22 protein-coding genes are annotated in these 23064 nt (G+C 72.9%); 8 read left to right on the forward strand and 14 right to left on the reverse strand.

Going from position 1 to position 23064, the window contains the following annotated elements; genetic code table 11:
* Window position 1: 1 nt before the first annotated feature.
* Window positions 2–1864: an AMP-dependent synthetase/ligase gene (locus A4V12_RS16170; protein WP_064070037.1), complete on the reverse strand. Its 1863-nt coding sequence runs from the start codon at window positions 1862–1864 to the stop codon at window positions 2–4.
* 272 nt (window positions 1865–2136) lie between these two features.
* Between A4V12_RS16170 and A4V12_RS16175 the strand changes: the two genes are divergently transcribed.
* A complete protein-coding gene (locus A4V12_RS16175) occupies window positions 2137–2988 on the forward strand; it encodes a MaoC/PaaZ C-terminal domain-containing protein (RefSeq protein ID WP_064070119.1) in 852 nt (283 codons plus the stop codon).
* Here A4V12_RS16175 and A4V12_RS16180 read toward each other — a convergent pair.
* On the reverse strand, window positions 2954–3586 hold the full coding sequence (locus tag A4V12_RS16180; protein ID WP_064070118.1) for a TetR/AcrR family transcriptional regulator: 633 nt from the start codon (window positions 3584–3586) through the stop codon (window positions 2954–2956). The genes A4V12_RS16175 and A4V12_RS16180 overlap by 35 nt on opposite strands.
* A 233-nt stretch (window positions 3587–3819) precedes the next feature.
* Between A4V12_RS16180 and A4V12_RS16185 the strand changes: the two genes are divergently transcribed.
* On the forward strand, window positions 3820–4989 hold the full coding sequence (locus tag A4V12_RS16185) for a S8 family peptidase (RefSeq protein ID WP_064070038.1): 1170 nt from the start codon (window positions 3820–3822) through the stop codon (window positions 4987–4989).
* A gap of 70 nt (window positions 4990–5059) precedes the next feature.
* Here the strand turns inward: A4V12_RS16185 and A4V12_RS16190 are convergent, their stop codons facing one another.
* From A4V12_RS16190 to A4V12_RS16215, 6 genes are all read right to left on the reverse strand, one after another.
* Window positions 5060–6421: a dicarboxylate/amino acid:cation symporter gene (locus A4V12_RS16190; RefSeq protein WP_064070039.1), complete on the reverse strand. Its 1362-nt coding sequence runs from the start codon at window positions 6419–6421 to the stop codon at window positions 5060–5062.
* A gap of 325 nt (window positions 6422–6746) precedes the next feature.
* Window positions 6747–7001 carry a DUF4229 domain-containing protein gene (locus tag A4V12_RS16195; RefSeq protein ID WP_064070120.1) on the reverse strand — a complete coding sequence of 85 codons (255 nt, stop codon included), beginning with the start codon at window positions 6999–7001 and terminating at the stop codon, window positions 6747–6749.
* 122 nt (window positions 7002–7123) lie between these two features.
* A complete protein-coding gene (locus A4V12_RS16200) occupies window positions 7124–7651 on the reverse strand; it encodes a GNAT family N-acetyltransferase (protein WP_064070040.1) in 528 nt (175 codons plus the stop codon).
* A gap of 190 nt (window positions 7652–7841) precedes the next feature.
* Window positions 7842–9005, reverse strand: coding sequence for an aminofutalosine synthase MqnE (gene mqnE, locus A4V12_RS16205; RefSeq protein WP_064070041.1), 1164 nt, complete (start codon window positions 9003–9005; stop codon window positions 7842–7844).
* A 70-nt stretch (window positions 9006–9075) separates the two neighbouring features.
* Window positions 9076–9531 carry an Lrp/AsnC family transcriptional regulator gene (locus tag A4V12_RS16210; RefSeq protein WP_064070042.1) on the reverse strand — a complete coding sequence of 152 codons (456 nt, stop codon included), beginning with the start codon at window positions 9529–9531 and terminating at the stop codon, window positions 9076–9078.
* Between the two features lie 254 nt (window positions 9532–9785).
* Window positions 9786–10463, reverse strand: coding sequence for a UbiX family flavin prenyltransferase (locus A4V12_RS16215; protein ID WP_064070043.1), 678 nt, complete (start codon window positions 10461–10463; stop codon window positions 9786–9788).
* Window positions 10464–10586: 123 nt separating this feature from the next.
* Here A4V12_RS16215 and A4V12_RS16220 point away from each other — a divergent pair, with 123 nt between their 5' ends.
* Window positions 10587–11204 (forward strand): rhomboid family intramembrane serine protease, encoded by a 618-nt coding sequence (locus A4V12_RS16220; RefSeq protein WP_064070044.1) that lies wholly within the window; start codon window positions 10587–10589, stop codon window positions 11202–11204.
* Here A4V12_RS16220 and mqnP read toward each other — a convergent pair.
* Genes mqnP through A4V12_RS16235 form a run of 3 tightly spaced genes read right to left on the reverse strand, consistent with a single transcriptional unit; the run spans window position 11194 to window position 14032 of the window.
* Window positions 11194–12117: a menaquinone biosynthesis prenyltransferase MqnP gene (gene mqnP / locus A4V12_RS16225; protein WP_199831300.1), complete on the reverse strand. Its 924-nt coding sequence runs from the start codon at window positions 12115–12117 to the stop codon at window positions 11194–11196. The genes A4V12_RS16220 and mqnP overlap by 11 nt on opposite strands.
* Complete coding sequence (locus A4V12_RS16230) at window positions 12114–12584, reverse strand: hypothetical protein (protein ID WP_064070046.1); 471 nt, start codon at window positions 12582–12584, stop codon at window positions 12114–12116. Before A4V12_RS16230 ends, mqnP begins: the two co-directional genes overlap by 4 nt.
* Window positions 12581–14032, reverse strand: a complete 1452-nt coding sequence (locus A4V12_RS16235) for a menaquinone biosynthesis decarboxylase (protein WP_064070047.1) — start codon at window positions 14030–14032, stop codon at window positions 12581–12583. The genes A4V12_RS16230 and A4V12_RS16235 overlap by 4 nt, the downstream gene beginning before the upstream one ends.
* A 171-nt stretch (window positions 14033–14203) precedes the next feature.
* Between A4V12_RS16235 and A4V12_RS16240 the strand changes: the two genes are divergently transcribed.
* From A4V12_RS16240 to A4V12_RS16260, 5 genes are all read left to right on the forward strand, one after another.
* On the forward strand, window positions 14204–14596 hold the full coding sequence (locus tag A4V12_RS16240; protein ID WP_064070048.1) for a PLD nuclease N-terminal domain-containing protein: 393 nt from the start codon (window positions 14204–14206) through the stop codon (window positions 14594–14596).
* 49 nt (window positions 14597–14645) lie between these two features.
* Entirely contained in the window at window positions 14646–15101 is a 456-nt protein-coding gene (locus A4V12_RS16245) for a nucleoside deaminase (protein WP_064070049.1), read from the forward strand.
* Window positions 15094–16023, forward strand: a complete 930-nt coding sequence (locus A4V12_RS16250) for an isopenicillin N synthase family dioxygenase (protein WP_064070050.1) — start codon at window positions 15094–15096, stop codon at window positions 16021–16023. The genes A4V12_RS16245 and A4V12_RS16250 overlap by 8 nt, the downstream gene beginning before the upstream one ends.
* A gap of 75 nt (window positions 16024–16098) precedes the next feature.
* Entirely contained in the window at window positions 16099–18165 is a 2067-nt protein-coding gene (locus A4V12_RS16255) for a hypothetical protein (RefSeq protein WP_064070121.1), read from the forward strand.
* Window position 18166: 1 nt separating this feature from the next.
* Window positions 18167–19702 carry a hypothetical protein gene (locus A4V12_RS16260; RefSeq protein WP_064070051.1) on the forward strand — a complete coding sequence of 512 codons (1536 nt, stop codon included), beginning with the start codon at window positions 18167–18169 and terminating at the stop codon, window positions 19700–19702.
* 22 nt (window positions 19703–19724) lie between these two features.
* On the opposite strand, the gene A4V12_RS16265 is transcribed toward A4V12_RS16260, so the two are convergent.
* From A4V12_RS16265 to resB, 3 genes are all read right to left on the reverse strand, one after another.
* The gene (locus A4V12_RS16265) at window positions 19725–20240 is read right to left on the reverse strand and encodes an SRPBCC domain-containing protein (protein ID WP_064070052.1); all 516 of its coding nucleotides are present in this window, start codon (window positions 20238–20240) and stop codon (window positions 19725–19727) included.
* Window positions 20241–20309: 69 nt separating this feature from the next.
* Window positions 20310–21383: a c-type cytochrome biogenesis protein CcsB gene (gene ccsB / locus A4V12_RS16270; RefSeq protein WP_064070053.1), complete on the reverse strand. Its 1074-nt coding sequence runs from the start codon at window positions 21381–21383 to the stop codon at window positions 20310–20312.
* The gene (gene resB / locus A4V12_RS16275) at window positions 21380–23059 is read right to left on the reverse strand and encodes a cytochrome c biogenesis protein ResB (protein ID WP_064070054.1); all 1680 of its coding nucleotides are present in this window, start codon (window positions 23057–23059) and stop codon (window positions 21380–21382) included. The genes ccsB and resB overlap by 4 nt, the downstream gene beginning before the upstream one ends.
* Window positions 23060–23064 lie beyond the last annotated feature (5 nt).

Here is a 23064-nt window from a genome sequence, read left to right on the forward strand (position 1 = left end):
GTCAGCGCCCCGCGCCGCCGTACAGCTCCTCGATCTCCGCCGCGAAGTCCCGTGCTATCGCCGCCCTCTTGAGCTTCAGCGACGGTGTCAGGTGGCCGTTCTCCTCCGTGAAGTCGGCCGTCAGGACGCGGAAGCGGCGGATGGACTCGGCGCGCGAGACCAGGCGGTTGGCCTCGTCGACGGCCCGCTGGAGGGCGGCCGTGAGGTCCTCGTCCGTGACGAGGTCGCGCAGCGGCACGCCCTCCTTCTTCCTCATCCGGCGCCAGTGCGCCAGGCCGTCGGGTTCGAGGGTGATCAGGGCGGTGACATAGGGGCGGTCGTCGCCGACCACCATGCACTGGGACACCAGGGGGTGGGCGCGCAGCCAGTCCTCCAGCGGGGCGGGCGTGACGTTCTTGCCGCCGGAGGTGATGATGACGTCCTTCTTGCGCCCCGTGATGGTGAGGTAGCCGTCCCCGTCCAGCGCGCCCAGGTCGCCCGTGGCGAACCACCCGTCGGTGACCGCCGGCACCGCCCTGCCCTGTTCGGCGTCCCAGTAGCCGGCGAAGACGTGGCCTCCGCGCAGCAGGACCTCGCCGTCCCCGGCGATCCGCACCGCCGTGCCCGGCAGCGGCCGGCCCACGGTGCCCGGCCTGGGCCTCAGCGGCGGGGTCACGGTGGACGCGCCGGTGGTCTCCGTCAGGCCGTACCCCTCGAACACGTCGATGCCGGCGCCCGCGTAGAACGAGGCCAGGCGCCGGCCCAGCGGGGAGCCGCCGCAGATGGCGTACCGCACCCGGCCGCCGAGGGCCGCCCGGATGCGGCGGTAGACCAGCGGGTCGTACAGGGCGCGGGCGGCCCGCAGGGCGAGGGACGGCCCGGGGCCGGTGCCGTGCCGCGCCGCCGCCACCGCCTCGCCGTACCGCCGGGCGACCGTCGCGGCCCGGTCGAAGGAGGCGGCGCGGCCCATCTTCTCGGCGGTGGCGCGGCCGGTGTTGTAGACCTTCTCCAGGACGTACGGGATCGCCAGCAGGAAGGTGGGGCGGAAGCCCGCCAGGTCCGCGAGGAGGTCCTCGGTCCGGATGGACGGCGCGTGGCCGAGGCGCACCCGGGCGCGCAGGCAGCCGATGGCGACCATCCGGCCGAACACGTGGGACAGCGGCAGGAAGAGCAGTGTGGAGGCCGGGTCCTTGCTGACGGACGTGAACACCGGGTGGAGCAGTTCGACCGCATTGTCCACCTCCGCGAAGAAGTTGGCGTGGGTCACGACGCAGCCCTTGGGGCGGCCGGTGGTGCCGGAGGTGTAGATCAGGGTGGCGATCGTGTCCGGGGACAGGCCGGCCCGCCGTGCCGTGATCACCTCGTCGGGTACGCGGTGGCCCGCCTGCCGCAGTGTGCCGATCGCGCCGTTGTCGAACACCCACAGGTGCTTCAGCCCCGGCATGCGCTGCCGTTCGGCGCTGATGAGCCGGGCCTGGTCCATGTTCTCGACGGCGCACGCCACCGCGCCGGAGTCCTGGAGTATCCAGCGGGCCTGGAAGGCGGAGGAGGTCGGGTAGACGGGGACGGTGATCAGGCCGGCCGCCCAGGCGGCGAAGTCGAGGAGCGTCCATTCGTACGTCGTACGGGCCATGACGGCCAGTCGGTCGCCCGGCCGCAGTCCCTCGGCGACCAGTCCCTTGGCCACCGCGAGGACTTCGGCGGCGAACCCGGCCGCGGAGACGTCGGACCACGCGCCCTCGGGGTCCTTGCGGCTGAGCACCGGATCGGCGGGCGCCTCACGGGCGTTGTCGAAGGGGATGTCGGCGAGGGATCCGCTCGTCACGGGCGGGACGAGGGGCGGGACGGAGACTTCGTGCGGCGGCTGGGCGGGGGCGACTGTCACGTGCGGCTCCTTCGTGGGGCCGGGGCCGGGAGTCGCTGCCGGGGGCACCGTCTCTCGACCGCGTCCTGACCTCTGAGTAACCTTACTCGGGAGTAAATCTAGGGCGAGCAGGGAGTCAGGACAATGGCCGACCGTCGTACGCGCCCCACCGCCGGATCCCCCGCGCGCCCGGCCCCGCCCGGTGCCCCGCCCGGCACGCCGTGCCGCGGTCCGGCGGCGGTGGCGAGGTCCGCGCGGGCCGGCACCCGGGCGCCGCTGGGGGCGTGGGGGTCGTGAACCTTCCGCTCGCCCTGGCCGCCGGAGCCCTCCGCTCACCGTTCAAGCGCCCCGCACCCGGCGCCGCTCCGGCCGGTGCCACCGCGCCCGGCCGGCGGCTCACCGAGGCCGGCGTACGGATCGACCCGGCCCGCCTCGCCGCGTACGCGCGCGCGTGCGGGTTCCCCGGGCGGGGGCCGGTGCCGCTGCCGTACCCGCACGTCCTGGCGTTCCCGGCGGCCCTGCGGCTGATGGCCGCGCGGGACTTCCCGCTGCCGCTGCTCGGGCTGGTCCACACCTGGATCGAGGTCACCCAGCACCGGCCGCTGCACCCCTGGGAGCCGCTGGGCCTCACCGTCCAGGTGGCCGGTTGCGCCCCGCACCGGCGGGGCACCGAGGCCACCGTCACCACCGAGGCGCACGTGGCGGGCGAGCCGGTCTGGGAGTCCCGCAGCGGCTACCTCGCCCGCCACCGGACGCCCGGCCCCGCCCCCCACCCCTCGGCATCACGCACCGCCGCCCCGGCGACGGCGCCCCCGCTCCCCGCCCGCGCCGAGTGGCACCTCCCGCCCGGCCTCGGACGGCACTACGCCCGCGTCTCCGGGGACCGCAACCCGATCCACCTGCACCCGCTGACCGCCCGCCCCTTCGGCCACCCCCGGCCCATCGCCCACGGCATGTGGACGTTCGCCCGCTGCCTGGCCGAACGGGACACGGACGCCCAAGGCGTGTACGTACGCGCCGCGTTCACGGCACCCGTGCCGCTCCCGGCCACCGTGACCTACGCCGCCTCCGGCCCCGCCTTCCAGCTGCGCAGCGGCGACCGGGTCCACGTCACCGGGACGGTGACCAGCGCCGGCCGTCCATGAGGCCGCCCAGGCCGGTCCAGGCGAAGTTCATCAGGGTCGCGGCCGCCTCCTTGGCGGACACCCCGGGCGTCTCGTTCGCCCACTGCGCCAGCGACTCGGCGGCGCCCACCAGCGCCTGGGCCAGCCCGGACACGTCCCGGTCGCCGAGGGCGGGGTCCCGGTGCGCCTCCCTGGCCGCCTCGCCGATCAGGCCGGTCACGAACGCCGCGATCTCGTCCCGCATGGCCGCCACCTCCGCCGCGAACGGCTCCCCGTGCGTACGGGCCTGCTGGTGGAGCACCGCCCAGCCGTCCGGGTTCTCGGCGGTATGCGTGAAGAACGCGGTGAGCCCCGCCCACAGCTGCCGGTCCGCCGGCAGCCCCGGCCCGGCGGCGTCCCGCTCCAACGCGTCGCGCACGGCGGCGACCAGCGCGGCCGCCTCGCGGCGTATGCAGGCGGTGAACAGCTCCTCCTTGGAGTTCAGGTAGAGGTAGACCAACGGCTTGGACACACCGGCGAGTTCGGCGATCTCGTCCATCGACGCCGCCCGGTAGCCCCGCTGCCCGAAGGTCCGCACGGCCGCGTCCAGCATCTGCTGCTCGCGCACGGCCCGCGGCATGCGCTTGGCCTTCGCCCCCGTGCTCTTCACGGCAACCGCCCTCCTACTCCTCGGTAGTCGGTAAGCCTACGGCCCGCGGGAAGGGCGCGTGCCGCGCACATGCGCCAGGGACACATGCGCCGCTCGCCACCGATAGCGTTCATGTCACTCCGTTGAGTGATGTTCCGGAGGGCCGCGCGGCTGCTTCCCTGCTGATGTCGCTCTTTGCCGGACACTCCCGATCGGAGTTCTGCATGAGGCTGTTCGCCCGCCGCGCCTGTGTCGCGATGCTCCTGCTGCTTCCCCTCGCCGCGACCCCAACGACCGCCCTCGCCGCCGACGACGACCCCGCACCGCTGCGGACCACCGCGGCGCCCGTGCCCGACCAGTACATCGTCACCCTGAAGCCCGGAACGGCCTCGGCGGTCCGGATCACCCAACAGCTCGGCGTCACCCCGCTGCACGAGTACTCCAGAGTGCTGCGCGGCTTCACCGCCCGGCTGACCGCCTCCCAGCTGGCGACCGTGCGCGGCCTGCCGGACGTGGCGGCCGTCGAGCAGGACGCGGTGGTCACCGCCGGCCCGCTGCGCGCGAACCGCGCCCCGGCGTACAGCTGGGGGCTGGACCGCATCGACCAGCCCTACCTCCCCCTCAACCAGCAGTTCAACGTCAACAGCTCCGGGTCCGGGGCCACGGCCTACGTCCTCGACACCGGCATCGACTACGCGCACCCGGAGTTCGGCGGCCGGGCCCGGCCCGGGTTCGACGCGATGGGCGACGGCAGGAACGGCCAGGACTGCAACGGCCACGGCACGCATGTCGCGGGCACCGTCGGCGGGGCGAACCTCGGCGTCGCCCGGCAGGCGGCCCTGGTCAGCGTGCGCGTCCTCGGCTGCGACGGCAAGGGCTCCTGGGGCGGCATGATCGCCGGGATGGACTGGGTGGCGAAGAACGCACAACAGCCCGCGGTCCTCAACGGCTCGCTCGGCGGCCCCCGGAGCGAGGCCGTCAACCAGGCGGCCACCGCCCTGTCCGACAGCGGCGTCCTGCCGGTGATCGCCGCCGGGAACGACTCCGTCGACGCGTGCAACGTCTCGCCGGCGAGCGCGGCCCGGGTCCTCACCGTCGGGGCCACCGACTACCAGGACCGGGAGACCGACTTCTCCAACTACGGGCCCTGCCTGGACATGTACGCCCCCGGGGCGGCCATCGTCTCGGCCCGGCTCGGCGGCGGGAGCGTGGCGCTGAACGGCACGTCCATGGCCAGTCCCCATGTGGCGGGCGTGGCCACCCTGCTCAAGGCGCGGTACCCCGCGGCCACCCCCGCGCAGGTGTACACCTGGCTCGTGGAGCAGTCGGTGAAGGGCGTCCTCACGGTGAGCAAGTCCTCCCCCAACCGGCTGGTCCAGACGGCCGGTCTGTGAACCACCACGAGAAGCGCCCCCGTCGGCCCGTCGGCCGGCGGGGGCGCCCCGTGTGTGTGGAGGGGGAGCGTCAGGCGGTGACCGGCACGGTCACCTTCTGCTCCGCCTCGCGCACGCCGTACCCGTCCTCGTCGTCCTCGTCGATGGGGGACGGGGACGCCGCGTTGTACGCGTCGAGGTCGAGGATCTTCTCGCGGGCCGCGACGACCACCGGGACGAGCGCCTGGCCGGCGACGTTCGTGGCGGTGCGCATCATGTCCAGGATCGGGTCGATCGCCATGAGCAGGCCGACACCCTCCAGCGGGAGGCCCAGCGTGGACAGGGTCAGCGTCAGCATCACCGTGGCGCCCGTCAGGCCGGCGGTGGCCGCCGAGCCGATGACCGAGACGAAGGCGATCAGCAGGTAGTCGCCGACGCCCAGCTGGACGCCGAAGATCTGGGCGATGAAGATCGCGGCGAGCGCGGGGTAGATCGCGGCGCAGCCGTCCATCTTCGTCGTGGCGCCGAACGGGACGGCGAAGGAGGTGTACTCCTTCGGCACGCCGAGACGCTCGGTGACCTTGACCGTGACCGGCATGGTGCCGACGGAGGAGCGGGAGACGAAGGCCAGCTGGATGGCGGGCCAGGCGCCCTTGAAGAAGTGGACCGGGTTGACCTTGGCCACGGTCGCCAGGAGCAGCGGGTAGACGCCGAACAGGACCAGGGCGCAGCCGATGTAGACGTCGGCGGTGAAGGTGGCGTACTTGCCGATGAGGTCCCAGCCGTAGTCGGCGATGGCGTAGCCGATGAGGCCGACGGTGCCGATCGGGGCGAGGCGGATGACCCACCACAGGGCCTTCTGGAGCAGCTCCAGGACCGACTCGCTGAGGGTGAGGATGGGCTGGGCCTTCTCCCCGAGCTTCAGGGCGGCGACGCCGGCGACGGCGGCCATGAAGACGATCTGGAGGACGTTCAGTTCGGTGAACGGCGTGATGACGTCGGTCGGGACGATGCCGGTGAGGAAGTCCAGCCAGGAGCCGGCGTTCTCGGGCTTCTCGCCGTCCTTCGGGGTGAGGCCGGTGCCGGCGCCGGGGTCGGTGAGCAGGCCGATCGCGAGGCCGATGGCGACGGCGATCAGCGACGTGATCATGAACCAGAGCAGGGTCCGGGTCGCCAGCCGGGCGGCGTTGTTGACCTTGCGCAGGTTGGTGATGGACACCAGGATCGCGAAGAAGACGAGCGGCGCGACGGCCAGCTTCAGCAGCTGGACGAAGATGTGGCCCACCTTGTCCAGGGTGGTGTACAGCCACTGCACGTCATAGGTGCGGGTGACCCAGCCGAGGACGACGCCGAGCACCAGACCGGCGACGATCTGGGCCCAGAAGGGCACCTTCGGTATGCGGGAGGTGCGCGGGGCGGGGGCTTCGGTGCTCGCGGACGCGGACACGGACACACTCCAGTGGTACGTATCGGGGGGAATACGGGACGAGGGGTGCGGCGCACGCGCCTTTCGGCGGCGCCGCTGCATGATGCCGGGTCAGACTGCGCGGCAACAGACCGCGGACATACAGCGGCAGAGGTCGACATGCAGGCGCGCCACGAGCGGGATGCTCATGGCGTCGGCACGGAGGCGCACTGCTGTCGTCACGCCGGATACGTTAACACTTGAACTTTGAGGAACCCAAAGCACTTCTTTGGGGTGCGCGGGCCCGGGAACGGCAACACCCCCGTGCCGGGCGGAGCTTCGGCACGGGGGTGTCGGCGGGGCGTGAGCCGTCTCACTGCACGGCGCGGTCCTCGCGGGCGCGGTTGGCCTCCAGGCGGGCCTTGGCGGTGTCGACCTTCTCGACGATCTGCGCGGACATCGCGTCACGCTGCTTGCGCAGCAGGACGAAGCTGAGGGGCGCCGAGATCACGATGGACAGGAGCAGCACCCACAGGAGGTTGGAGTTGCCCAGGCCGCGCGGCAGTGCGCCCACGTACACGAGACCCCACAGGACCAGGAAGCAGCCGGCGAAGACGCCGAGACGCATCAGGGTGTAGCGGATCGTGGCGCTCGTGCGGGCGGCAGCGGACACGGCGGGGCCTTCTTCCTTCGTATTCCTTCGTACGGCGTTCCTGCCCGTCTAGTGAAGCACGTGACGAATCGATCAATTCAGGGGGTGAGCGGCAGATACATGATGATGTCGTCCCGGTCGTCGCCGTCGGCGACGCGGATCGCGTCCGGGACCCGTCCGACCTCCTTGTACCCGCACGAGGCGTAGAACCGGTCGACGCCGGTGCCGCCGCGGCAGGTGAGCCGGATCGCGTCGATGCCGTCGAGGCCGCGCACCGCCGCCTCCGTGGCGGCCATGAGGTCGCGCCCGTACCCCTTGCCCTGGTGGCGGGGGTGCACCATCACGGTGTAGAGCCACACCCAGTGCCGCATGAGGCGGTGCGTGTTGTGGGTGATGAAGGCCGTGGCGGCGACGGCGCCGTCCTCGTCGCGGCCGACGAGGAGGCGGGTGCGGCCCTCGGCGACGGCGGTGAGGTGCTTGACCCACTCCGGGCGGATGTCGTCGGGGGTCACGGGCGGGACGAAGCCGACGGAGCCGCCCGCGTTGGAGACGTCCGTCCACAGGGTGAGGACGCCGTCACGGAGGGCGGGGTCGATCCGCGGATCCAGTTCGAAGGTCAACGGCATGCGTTCGACGATAAGGGGCTCGGCGCAGCGCCCGCGCGGCCATCCGCAGGTCGGACACCATGCCCCCGTAGACCGCGTCCCGGTCGCCGGCGCAGGGCTCGGCGGTGCAGGCGTCCTCGGGGGCGGCGGCCCCGTCACGGCCGGTCATGCGCCCCGGGTACCCGCCCGGGGCGCCGAACCCACCTCCGTGTCAGACGCGCATGGGCTGCGGCGACTCCCGGCGGTCGGCCTCGGGGCCCGGGTACTCGCGGATGATCTCGTAGCGGGTGTTGCGCTCCACGGGGCGGAAGCCCGCGTCCCGGATCAGCTCCAGCAGGTCCTCGCGGCCCAGCTTGTTGGGCGTGCCGTAGTTGTCCGCGTCGTGCGTGATCTTGTACTCGACGACCGAGCCGTCCATGTCGTCGGCGCCGTGCTGGAGGGCGAGCTGGGCGGTCTGCACACCGTGCATGACCCAGAACACCTTGACGTGCTGGATGTTGTCGAACAGCAGCCGCGAGACCGCGAAGGTCTTCAGCGCCTCGGCGCCCGTCGCCATCGTCGTCCGCGCCTGGAGCCGGTTGCGGACCTTGCCGTCCTGCATGTCCACGAAGTCGTGCTGGTAGCGGAGCGGGATGAAGACCTGGAAGCCGCCGGTCTCGTCCTGGAGCTCCCGCAGCCGCAGCACGTGGTCCACGCGGTGGCGCGGCTCCTCGATGTGGCCGTACAGCATCGTGCAGGGGGTCTTCAGACCCTTCTCGTGCGCGAGGCGGTGGATGCGGGACCAGTCCTCCCAGTGGGTCCGGTGGTCCACGATGTGCTGGCGGACCTCCCAGTCGAAGATCTCCGCGCCGCCGCCGGTCAGCGACTCCAGGCCCGCCTCGATCAGCTCGTCGAGGATCTCGGAGGCGGACAGCCCGGAGATCGTCTCGAAGTGGTGGATCTCGGTGGCGGTGAAGGCCTTGAGGGAGACGTTCGGCAGGGCCTTCTTCAGCTCGCTGAGCGACCGGGGGTAGTAGCGCCACGGCAGGTTGGGGTGGAGCCCGTTGACGATGTGCAGCTCGGTGAGGTTCTCGTTCTCCATCGCCTTGGCGAGGCGGACGGCCTCCTCGATGCGCATGGTGTACGCGTCCTTCTCGCCCGGCTTGCGCTGGAACGAGCAGTAGGCGCACGAGGCGGTGCACACGTTCGTCATGTTCAGGTGCCGGTTGACGTTGAAGTGGACGACGTCACCGTTCTTGCGCGTGCGCACCTCGTGGGCGAGGCCGCCGAGCCAGGCCAGGTCGTCCGACTCGTAGAGGGCGATGCCGTCCTCGCGGGTCAGCCGCTCCCCGGACCGGACCTTCTCTTCCAGCTCGCGCTTGAGCCCCGCGTCCATGGCAGGCCGCCTCCCATACGTGTGTCAATCGGGCTCCACCACCGTACTCCCCCGTTTTCGGGGGGCGGCGTCAGCCCTCCTCCGGCAGGTCGCCGACCCGGTTCTCCCACTTCGTCGACAGCACGATGGTCGTCCGCGTGCGGGAGACGCCCTTGGTGCCGGAGAGCCGGCGGATGGTCTTCTCCAGGCCGTCCACGTCGCTGGCCCGCACCTTGAGCATGAAGGAGTCGTCACCGGCGATGAACCAGCAGTCCTCGATCTCCGCGAGGTCCTTCAGCCGGCGGGCCACGTCCTCGTGGTCGGCGGCGTCGGAGAGGGAGATGCCGATCAGCGCGGTGACGCCGAGGCCGAGGGAGGCGGAGTCGACGGTGGCGCGGTAGCCGGTGATGACGCCCGCCGCCTCCAGTCGGTTGATCCGGTCGGTGACGGAGGGCCCGGAGAGCCCGACGAGGCGGCCGAGCTCTGCGTACGAGGCCCTGCCGTTCTCACGCAGGGCCTGGATGAGCTGCCTATCCACGGCGTCCATATACCTGAAGCCTTCCATTGTTCAGCAACACAACGCGTTAAATTGTAGAAACAAAGGCACACAGGGACGATGTCCTGTGAATCTTTCACGTGATCAAAAATGGTCCCTCAGGAGACGACCCTCATCGTGTACACGATGAGGACGGCCCGCGCCCACATGCGCGCTCTGCCGGAGCCGGCCGACCGCCCGCGTGCACGGCACCGGACGCCACCGCCGGGTCCGCCCGCCGGGCGGACCCGGTGTCCCGGGGACGCTCACCGGTCGCCACGCGAGCCCCCGCCCAGCTCCCCCTCCCAGCGGCGGTACAGCCGGTGCGGCACGCCCGCCGCGTCCAGCACCCGCCCGGCGACGAAGTCGACCAGGTCCTGGATGTGGGTCGCGCCCGCGTAGAAGGCCGGGGACGCGGGCAGCACCACCGCGCCCGCCTCGTCCAGCGCCACCAGCTGCCTGAGCGTCTGGCCGCCCAGCGGGGTCTCCCGGACCGCCACCACCAGGGGGCGCCGCTCCTTCAGCGTGACGCTCGCCGCCCGCTGGAGCAGGTCCTTCGACAGGCCGAGCGCCACCCCCGCCACGCACGCGGTGGACGCGGGCACGATCAGCATCCCCTTGACGGGGTACGACCCCGACGACGGACCGGCCGCGAGGTCGCCCGCCGCCCAGTGCCGCACGTCCGACAGGTCCACCCGGAACGTCCCGGGCTTCCCGTCCGCGCCCCGCGCCAGCCACTCGGCGAGGTCCTCGCGCCAGTGCGCGTCGCGGAACGCGATCCCGGTCTCGTCGAGCAGCGTCAGCCGCGACGCCCGGGACACCACCAGATCGACGCTCTCCCCGGCAGCGAGCAGCCCGCGCAGCACGGCGGCGGCGTACGGGGTCCCCGACGCCCCCGACACCCCGACGACCCACGGACGACGCTGCGTTTCTCCCGGCTCCACGCCGCTGAGCCTATCCGGCCGGACCCGTGGCGAACCGGCCGGTACGGAACCGAGCGGGGCGCCCCGGGCGTTTGCAGGGGGAAGAGGCGCGCGTCCGGGCGCGCGACACCACAGGGGGCCGCCATGGCGGGTACGACGAGCAGCGGGACCACCGGCCGCACCGGCGCCGGCCGGGTGAAGGCCGCCGCCGCGCTGATGGGCGCGTGGGTGGCCCTGCTGTGGCTGCTGGAGGGCGTCGACCTGCTGACCGGCCACGCCCTCGACGCGTACGGCGTCTCGCCGCGCGAGGTGGCCGAGCTGCGCGACCTCGTCCCGGCCGCGTTCCTGCACTTCGGCTTCGGCCACGTGGCGGCGAACACCGTGCCCCTGCTGGTGTTCGGCTTCCTCGCCGCGCTCGGCGGCGTCCGCCGCTTCCTGGCCGTGGCCGCGCTGATCGTGGTCGTCGACGGGCTGGGCGTCTGGCTGGTCTCCCCGGCGTACAGCGTCACCGCGGGCGCCTCCGGGCTGATCTTCGGCCTCTTCGGCTACCTGCTGGTGCGCGGCTTCGTGGACCGCAAGCCGGCCGACATCGTGGTCGGCCTGCTGATCGGCGCCGTCTGGGGCGGCACCATCCTGCTGGGCATAACGCCCACCCAGTCCGGCGTCAGCTGGCAGGGCCACCTGTTCGGCCTGCTCGCGGGCGTGGCGGCGGCCTTCGTCTTCCGCCGCCGGCCGCGCGGGGCCGCCGCCCTCACACCGTGAGGCCGCGCACCACCAGGTCGGTCAGCGCGCAGACGAACAGCGCGACGCCGATGAAGCCGTTCGTGGTGAAGAACGCCCGGTTCAGCCGCGACAGGTCGTGCGGGCGCACGATCGTGTGCTCGTAGACGAAGGCGGCGGCGACGACCACCAGACCGGCCCAGAAGAACCCGCCCGCGTCCGTGGCCACGGCGTACCAGACCAGCAGCGCGGTGGTGACGACGTGGCAGGCCCGGGCGCCGTGCAGCGCCGCGGGGACGCCGAAGCGGGCGGGGACGGACTTCACCCCGTGGGCGCGGTCCGCCCGGACGTCCTGGCAGGCGAAGATCAGGTCGAAGCCGCCGATCCACACGCCCACCGCGAGCCCCAGCACCACCGCGTCCCACGACCAGGACCCGGTGACCGCGATCCACGCGCCGACCGGGCCCATCGCCTGCGCCAGGCCCAGGATGGCGTGCGGGAAGTCCGTGAACCGCTTGCCGTACGGGTAGACCACCATCGGTACGACGGCGACCGGCGCGAGCACCAGGCACAGCGGGTTCAGCAGGGCGGCCGCGCCGAGGAACGCCACCAGCGCCACCAGCGCCCCGGTCCAGGCGGTGCGGACCGACACCGCGCCGGTGACCAGCTCGCGCCCGGCCGTGCGGGGGTTGCGCGCGTCGATCTCCCGGTCGATGATCCGGTTGCAGGCCATCGCGAAGGTGCGCAGGCCGACCATCGCGACGGTGACCAGCAGCAGCTCCAGCCAGTGGACGGTCCGGTCGTCCTGGTACATCGCGGTGAGCGAGGCGATGTACGCGAAGGGCAGCGCGAAGACGGAGTGCTCGATGAGCACCAGCCGCAGGAAGGCCTTCACCTTCCCGGCCGGTCGCGGGGCCGGGCCGGAGCCCACCACCCCGTCGGCGGTCGTCATCATGCGAGGCTCCCGAGGAACGCGTCGATGTCGGCCAGCACACCGGCGACGGGCAGCGGACCGGTCTCGACGGTCAGCGCGGACTCCGGGGCGTCGGGCGGCGTGACGTGCGCCGTGAAGGCGTAGGCGGCCGCGCCGGCCGGGCGGGCGTCCAGGCGCAGCACCGCGCCCCCGTCGACGGTGAACGGCCCGGAGGCGGCGGTGAGCCCGTCGCGCAGCCGCTCGGCGAAGCCGGCGGGCTCGCTGTCGCGCACGCCCGGCAGCTCGAACCCGTCCCCTTCGCCGCCGCTCTCGACCAGGACCGCCCACAGGTCGCCGGGGCCGGCGAACTCCTCGGGCGGGACGCCCGCCTCCCGGGCCGCGAGCCGGACGCCCTCGTCGGCGGGGTCGAGGGCGGGCCGCACCAGGGCCACGTAGTCGGTGTCGGTCCCGACGAAGAGGGCGGGGCCGCCCGGGGGAACGGTGCTCACAGGCCGTACTCCTTCCAGCGGCGGTCCACCAGGGCCGCCGTCGCGGGGTCGGACTCGACCATGTCGGGCCAGCCGCCGTCGCGGGTGTAGCCCTCCTCGGGCCACTTCCTGGTGGCGTCGATACCCGCCTTGCCGCCCCAGAACTGCTGGTAGGAGGCGTGGTCCAGGTGGTCGACCGGGCCCTCGACGACCGTGAGGTCGCGGGCGTAGTCGGTGTTGCCCAGCGCCCGCCAGGACACCTCGTGCATGTTGCGGACGTCGCAGTCGGCGTCGACGATCACGATCAGCTTGGTCAGCGACATCATGTGCGCGCCCCAGATGGCGTGCATGACCTTCTGCGCGTGCTTGGGGTACTTCTTGTCGATCGAGACGATCGCGCAGTTGTGGAAGCCGCCCGACTCCGGCAGGTGGTAGTCGACGATGTCCGGGACGATGATCTTGAGCAGGGGGAGGAAGAAGCGTTCCGTCGCACGGCCCAGCGGGCCGTCCTCCGTCGGCGGGCGGCCCACCACGATCGACTGGAGCAGCGGCCGCTTCCGCATCGTCACGCAGTCGATCGTCAGCGCGGGGAAGGGCTCCTGCGGGGTGTAGAAGCCGGTGTGGTCGCCGAACGGCCCCTCGGGCAGCATCTCGCCCGGCTCCAGCCACCCCTCCAGCACGACCTCTGCCTGGGCCGGGACCTGGAGCGGCACCGTCTTGCAGTCCACCATCTCGATCCGCTTGCCCTGGAGGAAGCCGGCGAACATGTACTCGTCGATGTCCTCCGGCAGCGGGGCCGTCGAGGCGTACGTCACGGCCGGCGGGGCGCCGAACGCGATCGCCACCGGCAGCCGCTCCCCGCGCCGGGCGGCGACCTGGTAGTGGTTGCGGCTGTCCTTGTGGATCTGCCAGTGCATGCCGATGGTGCGCCTGTCGTGGCGCTGGAGCCGGTACAGCCCGAGGTTGCGGATGCCGTTCTCGGGGTGCTTGGTGTGGGTGAGCCCCAGGTTGAAGAAGGACCCGCCGTCCTTGGGCCAGGTGAAGAGGGCCGGCAGCGCGTCCAGGTCGACGTCGTCGCCGGTCAGGACGACCTCCTGCACCGGCGCGTCCTTGACCTTCCTCGGCGGTACGTGGGTCATCGCGCCCAGCTTGCCGAACGCCTCCCGCACGCCCACGAAGCCGTGCGGCAGCTCCGGCTTCAGCAGCCCGCCGATCTTGGCGCTGATCTCGTCGTACGACTTCAGGCCGAGAGCCTTCAGCAGCCGGCGGTCCGTCCCGAAGACGTTCATGGCGAGCGGCATCGACGACCCGCGCACCTTCTCGAAGAGGAGCGCCGGACCGCCGGACTTCTGGACCCGGTCGACGATCTCCCCGACCTCCAGGTACGGGTCGACTTCGGCCTTGATGCGCTTGAGGTCGCCTTCGCGCTCCAGCGCCCTGAGCAGCGAGCGAAGATCGTCGTAAGCCATGTCGCCAAGTATGTCCGAACCGTACCCGTGGGCCCGCGCCGGGGGCGGGCGGGTCCCGCCGGGGGCCCGGGGGTCGCGCCCCGGAGCGGCCCGGCCGCCACCGGCTAGGCTGGGCTTGTCACAGGGGCGGGCGAAAACGCGCCCCGCCGAGGCTTCAGGGGGCTGTCCCACATGCTCAGGGCACTGCTGTACATCCTGCCGCTGGCGCTGACGATCTTCGCCTTCATCGACTGCCTGAACACCCCCGAGGACGAGGTCAAGCACCTCCCCAAGGTCGCCTGGATCTTCATCATCCTGCTGTTCTGGGTGGTCGGCCCGATCGTCTGGCTCGTCGGCGGCAAGCAGCGCCACGCCCGCGCCGGCGGCGGGCGGGCGGCCCGCACGGAGTGGGTCGCGCCCGACGACAACCCCGAGTTCCTCAAATCGCTCCGGGACGAGAAGGCCGCGGACGAGTCGCTCCTGAAGGACCGCGAGGCCGATGCGGGCCGCCGCGAGGAGGAGCAGGGGAAGAAGGACCGGGACGAGCAGCAGGACGGCGGCGAACCGGGCCCCGACAAGTCCTGATCCCGCCCCCGGGCGGGGCAACGGCCCTCCGGCGGGGAAGGTACCCGCCATGGACGATCAGCAGCGGGTACGGCGGTGGCTGGAGACGGCCGTCGCCGAGGCACGGGCCGGCCTCGCCGAGGGCGGCATCCCCGTCGGCGCCGCCCTGTACGCGGCCGACGGCACGCTCCTGGGGCGCGGGCGCAACCGGCGCGTACAGGACGGCGACCCCTCCACGCACGCGGAGACGGCCGCGTTCCGGGCGGCCGGACGGCAGCGCTCGTACCGCGGGACGACGATGGTGACCACACTGTCGCCCTGCTGGTACTGCAGCGGGCTCGTGCGCCAGTTCGGGATCTCCCGGGTCGTGATCGGCGAGGCGGAGACCTTCCACGGCGGCCACGACTGGCTCGCCGAGCACGGTGTGGAGGTCGTCCTCCTCGACGACCCCGCGTGCGTGGCGATGATGCGGGACTTCGTCGGGACGCACCCGGCGCTCTGGAACGAGGACATCGGCGATGAGTGAGCCCGTCGTCCCCGTGATCGACCTGGCGCCGTGGCTGTCCGGCGGCCCCGCCGCCCGCGCCGCGACCGCGCGCACCGTCGACCGGGCGCTGCGCACCGCCGGGTTCCTGCTGGTGACCGGGCACGGCGTCGCACCCGACCTGCGGGCCGCGATCCGCCGGGAGGCGCGCACGTTCTTCCGGCTGGACGCCCGGGTGAAGAAGCGGTACGCCGTGAGGGTCGGCGGGCGCGGCTGGCTCGGGCCGGGCGCGGAGGCCAACGCGTACGCCGAGGGCGGGCGGACCCCGCCGGACCTGAAGGAGTCGCTGTCGTTCGCCGCCGACGAGCCGACCGGCGACCCGGCGGTGGACGCGGAGTGGTTCCTGCCCAACACCTGGCCCGCCGAGGTCCCCGGACTGCGGCCCCTGGTGGTGGAGTACCTGGCGCGGATGCGGGAGCTGTCCGACCGGCTGCTGGAGCTGCTCGGCGAGGCGCTCGGCGGCGGCACGGACTTCTTCACCCGGCACGCCGCCCACCCCACCTGGGGCTTCAACGTCAACTGGTACCCGGGGCGGGACGTGCTCGGCGAGCCGGAGCCCGGCCAGTTTCGGATCGGGCCGCACACCGACTTCGGGACGGTGACCGTGCTCGACCGGCAGGCCGGCCGGGGCGGGCTCCAGGTGTACACCGACGAGCGCGGCTGGGAGGACGCCCCGTACGACCCGGCCGCCCTCACCGTCAACATCGGCGACCTGATGGCCCGCTGGACGGACGGGCGCTGGCGCTCGGGCCGCCACCGGGTGCTGCCGCCGCCCGCCGACGTGCCGTCCGAGGAGCTGATGTCCCTGGTGTACTTCCACGAGTGCGACCCCGGCACCGACGTCCGGGGCGTCGACTCGCACGCGTACCTGCGCGCGCAGCTCGACGCGATCACGACTGAATGACGGTTCGCCCGACCCCCCACGCGGCCAACGGTTCGAAAGTAACCTTGACTTGACGCTGAGTCACGGGGGGTGGCGGTGGACAGAGCGCTGTACGGCCGCGAGGCGGTCCTGGACGAGTCGGGTCTGGCCGCGCGGCTGACCGGACTCACCCCGTACAGCTTCGCCGCCGCCGGGTACGAGCACGGTGACGATCCACCCGTCACCGTCTTCACCGGCGGCCGGGGCATGGGAAAGACCGCACTGCTCAAGCAGGTGCGCAACGCCTACCGGGGCGGCACGCCGCTCGCGCTGCTGGACTGCGCGCACATCGAGCCGCCCCTCGACCACGGGCCCGGCTGGAACCCGCTGACCGGCGCGCTCGCGGAGCTCGCCGTGCAGCTGTCGCCCAGGGTGCTCTCGGCGAGGCCGGTGGAGTTCCCGCGCCTCGCCCTCGGCCTGGCGGCCATCGCCGTCACCGGCTGGTCGCAGGAGGACGACGACCGGGCGCGGCGGGACCTCCAGCGCCTCGGTCCGGTCCTCGCCACCGTCGACGAGGCCAAGGGCGCGGCCGGCACCTGGGTCTCCAAGGTGCTCGCCAAGCTGGCCGCCACGGCCGCCGAGGCGACCACGCCGCTCGCCGGCGTGCTGGCCGAGGCGACGGTCGAGACGGTGATGGAAGAGGTGTTCGGGCGCTACCAGCGCAGGTCCAAGGCCTTCTACGGCGCCTACCGCAACGCGGGCGGCCGGGGCGAGCTGGGCCTGCACCAGCTGGCCGTCGACTTCGAGCAGGGCGGGCGCCGCCGGGAGGAGGCCGAGGGCTTCCTGGTCGGCGCGCTCGTGGAGGACGTGCGCCGGGCGTACGTCGGCCTCACCCGGCGCGGCACCCGCCGCGGCCGCCCGGTCGTCCTCCTGGACAACGCCCACCTGCCGCTCGGCCGGCGCCTGGTCGAGCCGATCCTGCGGGACCGCAGCGCCGGGAGCCGCGACCAGCTGGTGATCGTCGCCGCGTCCCTGGAGCGCGACCACGAGGGCCTGCGGCGGGCGGCCAGGACCCGGCTGCCGGAGGTCGCCCACCGGGCGCCGTGCCCGCGCGGCCCCGACATCACGTCGGGCGTCCTCGCCGTGGAGCTGACCCCGCTGAGCGCGGCGCACGCGCAGGCCGTGTTCGACCGGTACGACCCGGCCGCCCGCGTCCCGGCCGGCCTGCCGCGGGCGGTCCACCGGCTGGCGGGCGGGCGGCCGATGGCCGTGGCGCTGCTCGGGCGGGCGGCCGGCGGGGTGCCGGCGGCGGACCGCGGGACGCTCACGCCGGGCGCCCTGGTGGACCTGACGGTGGAGCTGCGCGAGGACGCCGCCGCCGTCCCGGTCGCCGGCACGCTGCTGGGTGAGCTGCTGCCGCCGGGGCTGCGCCCGGACGCGGCCGCCGTGCTGGCCGCCGCCCACGACGAGGAGTCGGCCCGGGTGCTGGCCCGCACCCGGCTGCGCGGCGCGTCGGGGGAGGGCGACATGGCACTGCTCGTGCGGGACGCGCTGCGGGCGGACGGCTGGCCCGAGGGCGGCGGGCACTTCGTGGCCGACCCGCTGCTGCGGGCCCTGCTGCTGCACCGGCTGCGGTTCCACGACGGCGACGCGCCCGAGTACGCCGCGTGGCGCGCGGTCCACGAGACGCTGCACCGCCACTACGGGCCCGAACCGACGCCGTACCGGCTGCGGCAGGAACTGGCGCTCGGCCGGACCGAGGGGGCGGTGACCGAGCTGCGGCGGGAGTTCGCCGCGCCGGACGTCGTGGGCTGGCTGGGGCGGCTGCGGTTCGTCGCCTCCGCCCCGTACCCCCGCGAGCACCGGCGCACCGGCCCCGACCCGCGCCGCGCGGTGGCGCTGGGCGAGGACCCGGGCGGACCGCTGCCCGACGGGCTGGACGCGGACGCGACGGCGCTGCACCTGTGCCTGCGGCGGCTGCTGCACGCGGTGTGGCTGCTGACCGACCCGCTGGCCCTGCCGGACGACGACGTGGTGGACAAGCTGGTGCACGAGCTGCGCCAGCTGTCCGGCCGGCACCTGACCGGCACCAGCACCCTGTGGGACGCGGCCACCCACTGGCCGAGGGACATCCGTGCCTGGCGGGGCCTCACCGTCCCGCCGGGGCGGGAGGACGGAGTCTGACGTGCCCAATCCGCTGCGCTACCGGGTCTTCTACACCACCCGGCAGAAGATCGTCACCAGCACGCTGGTGCTGGCGCTGCTCGCCTGGGGCGCGGTCCACGCGATCGACCGGCTGACCACCCCCGAGGACCGCTCCTGCGCCCCGGGCGTCGCCCGCCCGGTGGGCGGCGACGAGTGCGTCGGGGTGTCCGGCGACGGCTACGCCTTCGAGGTCCCGGCCCTGAAGGACGTCGCCAAGGCCATCGCCGAGGAGAACGGGCGCCTGAAGGCGGGCGAGTACGCCACCGTGGCACTGCTCCTCCCGCTGACGTCCACCAGCCCGTCGATGCGGACCAAGATCCTGCACGAGGTGCAGGGCGCGTTCGCCCAGCAGTACGAGGCGAACAACAGGTCCAACAACCAGGTGCCCAAGATCCGGCTCGTCCTGGCGAACACCGGCAACGGCAACGCCCACTGGCGTCCGGCCGTGGACGCCCTGAAGGCGATGACCGGGGCGCCGCACCACCTGCGCGCGGTGTCCGGCATAGCGACCAGCAGCACGCCCGTCCGGCACGCGGTGACCGAGCTGACCCGGTCGGGCATCGCGGTCGTGGGCACCACCATCACCGCCGACGACCTCACCAACGGCCCCGGCCGCAAGCCGTTCCCGGGCCTCGCGCGGGTCTCTCCCACCAACAGCGACGAGGCCGACGCGCTGTCCCACTTCGGCAGGGTGAACGCGGCGAAGGCGATCCTCGTCCACGACGCCCGCGACGGCGACCACTACACGGACACCCTGAAGGGCGCCTTCTCGAAGCTGCTGGCGAAGTCCCCGTACCAGCCGCAGCTGTTCACCTCGCCGAAGGACCCGACCCTGGAGGGTCCGACCGCCAACACCTTCCGGCAGATCGCCCACCTGCTGTGCACCACCCGGGCGGACACCGTGTTCTTCGCCGGGCGGCACACCCAGCTGCGGCAGTTCATCAACGCGCTGGGCGCGCGCGGCTGCACGCACCGGCCGTTCACCGTGCTGACCGGCGACGAGGGCTCGTACCTGGGCGCGGACCCCCAGCTCGACCGGAACGCGCTCGGCAAGGGGCTGACCGTCCGCTACGCGGCGCTGGCCCACCCCGACGCGTGGCGGGCGGCCCCGGGCAGGACGCTGCCGAAGGCGGGCGGGTCGACGGCGGCGTACGAGCGCTTCCACTCGATGATGGACGCGGTGCGCGCCGAGGAGGTGGGGCCGGTCGAGCTGTCCGACGGGCAGGCGATCATCGCGTACGACGCGATGGCCACGGCCGTGCACGCGATCCGGCAGGCGACGGTCGAGGGCCGCCTGCCGGCCCTGGAGGACGTGGGGCTCCAGTGGCCGCAGGTCACCGGGGACCTGCGGGTGAGGGGCGCGAGCGGCTGGATCTGCCTGGACAACCACGGCAACCCGTACAACAAGGCGGTGCCGGTGGTGGAGCTGACGCGGGACAAGCCCCGGTTCGTGCAGATCGCCTGGCCGGAGGGGAAGCCGCCGACCGGCGAGTGCATGCCTCCGCGCACCCCGTAGCGTCCGGGGCGCGTCCGGGCCGCTACGTCGCGTCGAAGTCCCGGGCCTCGTACCGGTCGCGGAGGTCCTCGCGGCGCTCCGGCGACCAGGCCGGCCAGTCCGCCGGCCGGCCGTCGAGGGAGTCGGCGAGGAGCAGGAAGTGGTCGTGCCAGCCGGCGAGGCGGTCCAGCCGCAGGTCCTCCGTCCCGCGGAACTCGCCGGTGAACTCCAGCACGGTCTCCCCCGGCCCGCCCGGCTCCAGCCGGAACCGCATCCGGTCGTCCTCCGGGGCCGTGTACTCGACGACCCGCTCGACCTCCCAGTCGGTGACCGTCCCCGACGCGACGGCCGGCGGCCGGGTGGTGGGCCGGCGCAGCACGACCTCGCCGCCGAGCCGGCTCTGCAGGACCTCGGTCTCGGCGAGCCACCCCCGCAGACCGCCGGGGGTGGTCAGGGCGAGCCAGACGCGCTCCGCCGGGTGCGGCAGGGTGACCCGGAACCGCAGGGTGTGGGTGTCGCCGTGGCTGTCACTGGTACCGGGCGGGATCTGTACGGCCATGGGTCCAGCGTCGCGCGGACCCGCGCCGGGCGCTACCGCGCCGGGGCGCGGGCCCCGGCGCGGTACGCGTCAGACGCCCGCGTACGAGTGCAGGCTGTTCACGAAGATGTTGACCCCGTAGTAGTTGAAGAGCCAGCACGCGAAGGCGATCAGCGCCACGTACGCCGCCTTGCGGCCCTTCCAGCCGGCCGTCGCCCGCGCGTGCAGGTACGCGGCGTACGCGACCCACGTGATGAACGACCAGACCTCCTTGGCGTCCCAGCCCCAGTAGCGGCCCCACGCGTCGCCGGCCCAGATGGCGCCCGCGATGATCGTGAAGGTCCAGAGGGGGAAGACCGCCGCGTTGACGCGGTAGGCGAACTTGTCCAGCGTCGCGGCCGCGGGCAGCCGCTCCAGCACCGAGCGGGCGAAGCCGCCGGGCGTGCCGCCCTGTGCGAGCTTGTTCTCGTACGCGTCCCGGAAGAGGTACAGCAGCGTGGCGACCGCGCCCAGGTAGAAGACCGCGCCGCAGAAGATCGCGGTGGAGACGTGGATCCACAGCCAGTAGGAGTGCAGGGCCGGGACGAGCTGGTCGCTGTCGGTGTAGAGCCAGGTCGTGGCGATGCCGAGGTCCAGCAGCACGGTGGTGACCAGCAGCAGGCCCATCCACCGGACGTTCTTCCCGGCGAGCAGGAAGGCGAGGTACGCGCCGACCGCCACCGTGGAGAAGGTGAGGGAGAACTCGTACATGTTGCCCCACGGCGCCCGCTGCACGGACAGCGCGCGGGCGACCACGCCGGCGGCCTCGACCAGGAACGCGAGGGTGGTCAGCGAGACGGCGATACGCCCGTAGAGGTCGCCCTTCTCGTCACCGCCGGCCGCGCCCGGCCCGTCCGGCACGTCCCGGGCGCCGGCCGCCGAGCGGGTGACGACCTTCGGCTTGTCGAGGACCGCGGTGCCCCCGTCCCGCTGCCGCACCCGCACCGCGGGGGCCTGCGCCGGGGCGGTGAGGGCCGCCGCCGTGCGGCCGACCTTGCTGCGGCTGCCCAGGACCCATTCGGCGATGTGCGCGAGGAAGGCCAGGGTGTACACGGCCATGGAGGAGTAGACGAGCACATTGCTCATCTCCGCCAGGCTCTCGTTGGTCGCGGCGGCGAGATTCACTTCTCAGCCCTTTCATCGGCTTCGTCGGCCTCGGGCGCGGTCGGCGCCACGGAATGGAGCGCGGCCGCCAGGTCGGCCAGCTCCTCGGGGAGCTTCGCGGACTCGCTCCGCCCCAGTCCCGCCATCTCCACGACGGTCAGCCCCCCGGTGGAGGCGTCCCCGCGCACCGCCCGGACCCAGACGCGGCGGCGCTGGATGAACAGCGAGCCGGCCAGTCCGGCGATCGCGGCCACCGCCCCGGCGAGGGCGAGGCCGTTGCCGGGCTGCTGGGAGATCTGGAAGCTGGCCCACTCCTTGATCTCCTTCTCGAAGGTGATCGAGCCCGCCCCGCCCGGCAGCGTCATGGTCTCGCCCGGGATCAGCGTCTTCTTGAAGATCTGCCCGCCGGCGTCCTTGAACGGCTTCATCTTGCTGGTGTCCAGCTGGTACACGTTCTGCGGCAGCCCGCCGTCGACCCGCAGGTCGCCCTGGTAGGCGCTGAGGTTGAGCGCGGGGAAGACGAGCCCGGGGAACTGGCTGAACATCTGCCCCTGGCCCTTGCCGGCGTACGTCGGCACGAAGAAGGCCGGGAAGCCCAGCTGGACCTTCTTGCCGGTCTTGTCGCGGTAGCCGTCCATCACCTTGATCACGCCGGTGGAGGTGATGTTGTTGTCGATCGGCAGGAGCGGCACCGCCCCGTGGAAGACCTGCCGGCCCTTGCCGTCCTTGACGGTGACGACGGGCGCGTACCCGTGGGAGATCAGGTACACCTTCGAGCCGTCGATCTCCAGCGGCTCGTTGACCCGGATGACGCTCTTCTTCCGGACGCCGTCGCCCGTGGAGTACGTGACGTCCGCCTCGAACGTGCGGGGGGTGCCGCGCTGCGGGCCGCCGGTCTCGTACGTACCGGTGAACCGGTTGAGCTTGAAACTGAACGGCGCCAGCTCGTCGGTGGAGAACAGCGAACCGGACTTGAAGTCGTCGTACTGGGTGAGCGTGTTGGAGAAGCCGCCGCCCTCGACGATCAGCTTGCCGCCCTCGGACTTGAACAGCTGGCCCACGGCGAAGGCCACCAGCATCACGATCAGCGCGACGTGGAAGACCAGGTTGCCGACCTCGCGCAGGTACCCCTTCTCGGCGGCGACGGCGTCCCCGGTCGTGTGCGCCCGGAAGCGCCGCTTGCCGAGCAGGGCCAGCGCCGCCTTGCGCACCTCCTCGGGCGCGGCCTCGGTGCGCCAGGTGGTGTACGCGGGCAGCCGGGTGAGCCGCTTCGGCGCGGCCGGCGGCCGGCCCCGCAGCTGGCGCGTGAACTGCCAGGTGCGGGGGACGATGCAGCCGATGAGGGAGACGAACAGCAGGATGTAGATCGCGGAGAACCACACCGAGCTGTAGACGTCGAACAGCTGGAGCCGGTCGTAGATCGGCGCCAGGACGTCGTGCTGCTCCTTGAAGGAGCGGACCTTCAGGTCGTCGACGCTGTTCTGCGGGATGAGCGAGCCGGGGATGGCGCCGAGGGAGAGCAGGAAGAGCAGGATCAGCGCGACCCGCATGGAGGTCAGCTGGCGCCAGAACCAGCGGACCCAGCCGATGGCGCCGAGCGTCGGCCCGCCGCCCGCGCCGAGGTCTTCCACGGGTGCGGTGGACAGCTGCTCGCCGGCCTCCGCCATGTCCCGCTCGGTCGTGTCTGTCTTGCTCATCGGAT

Origin of the sequence: Streptomyces noursei, assembly GCF_001646665.1 — a bacterium.
Lineage (GTDB): Bacteria > Actinomycetota > Actinomycetes > Streptomycetales > Streptomycetaceae > Streptomyces > Streptomyces lavendulocolor.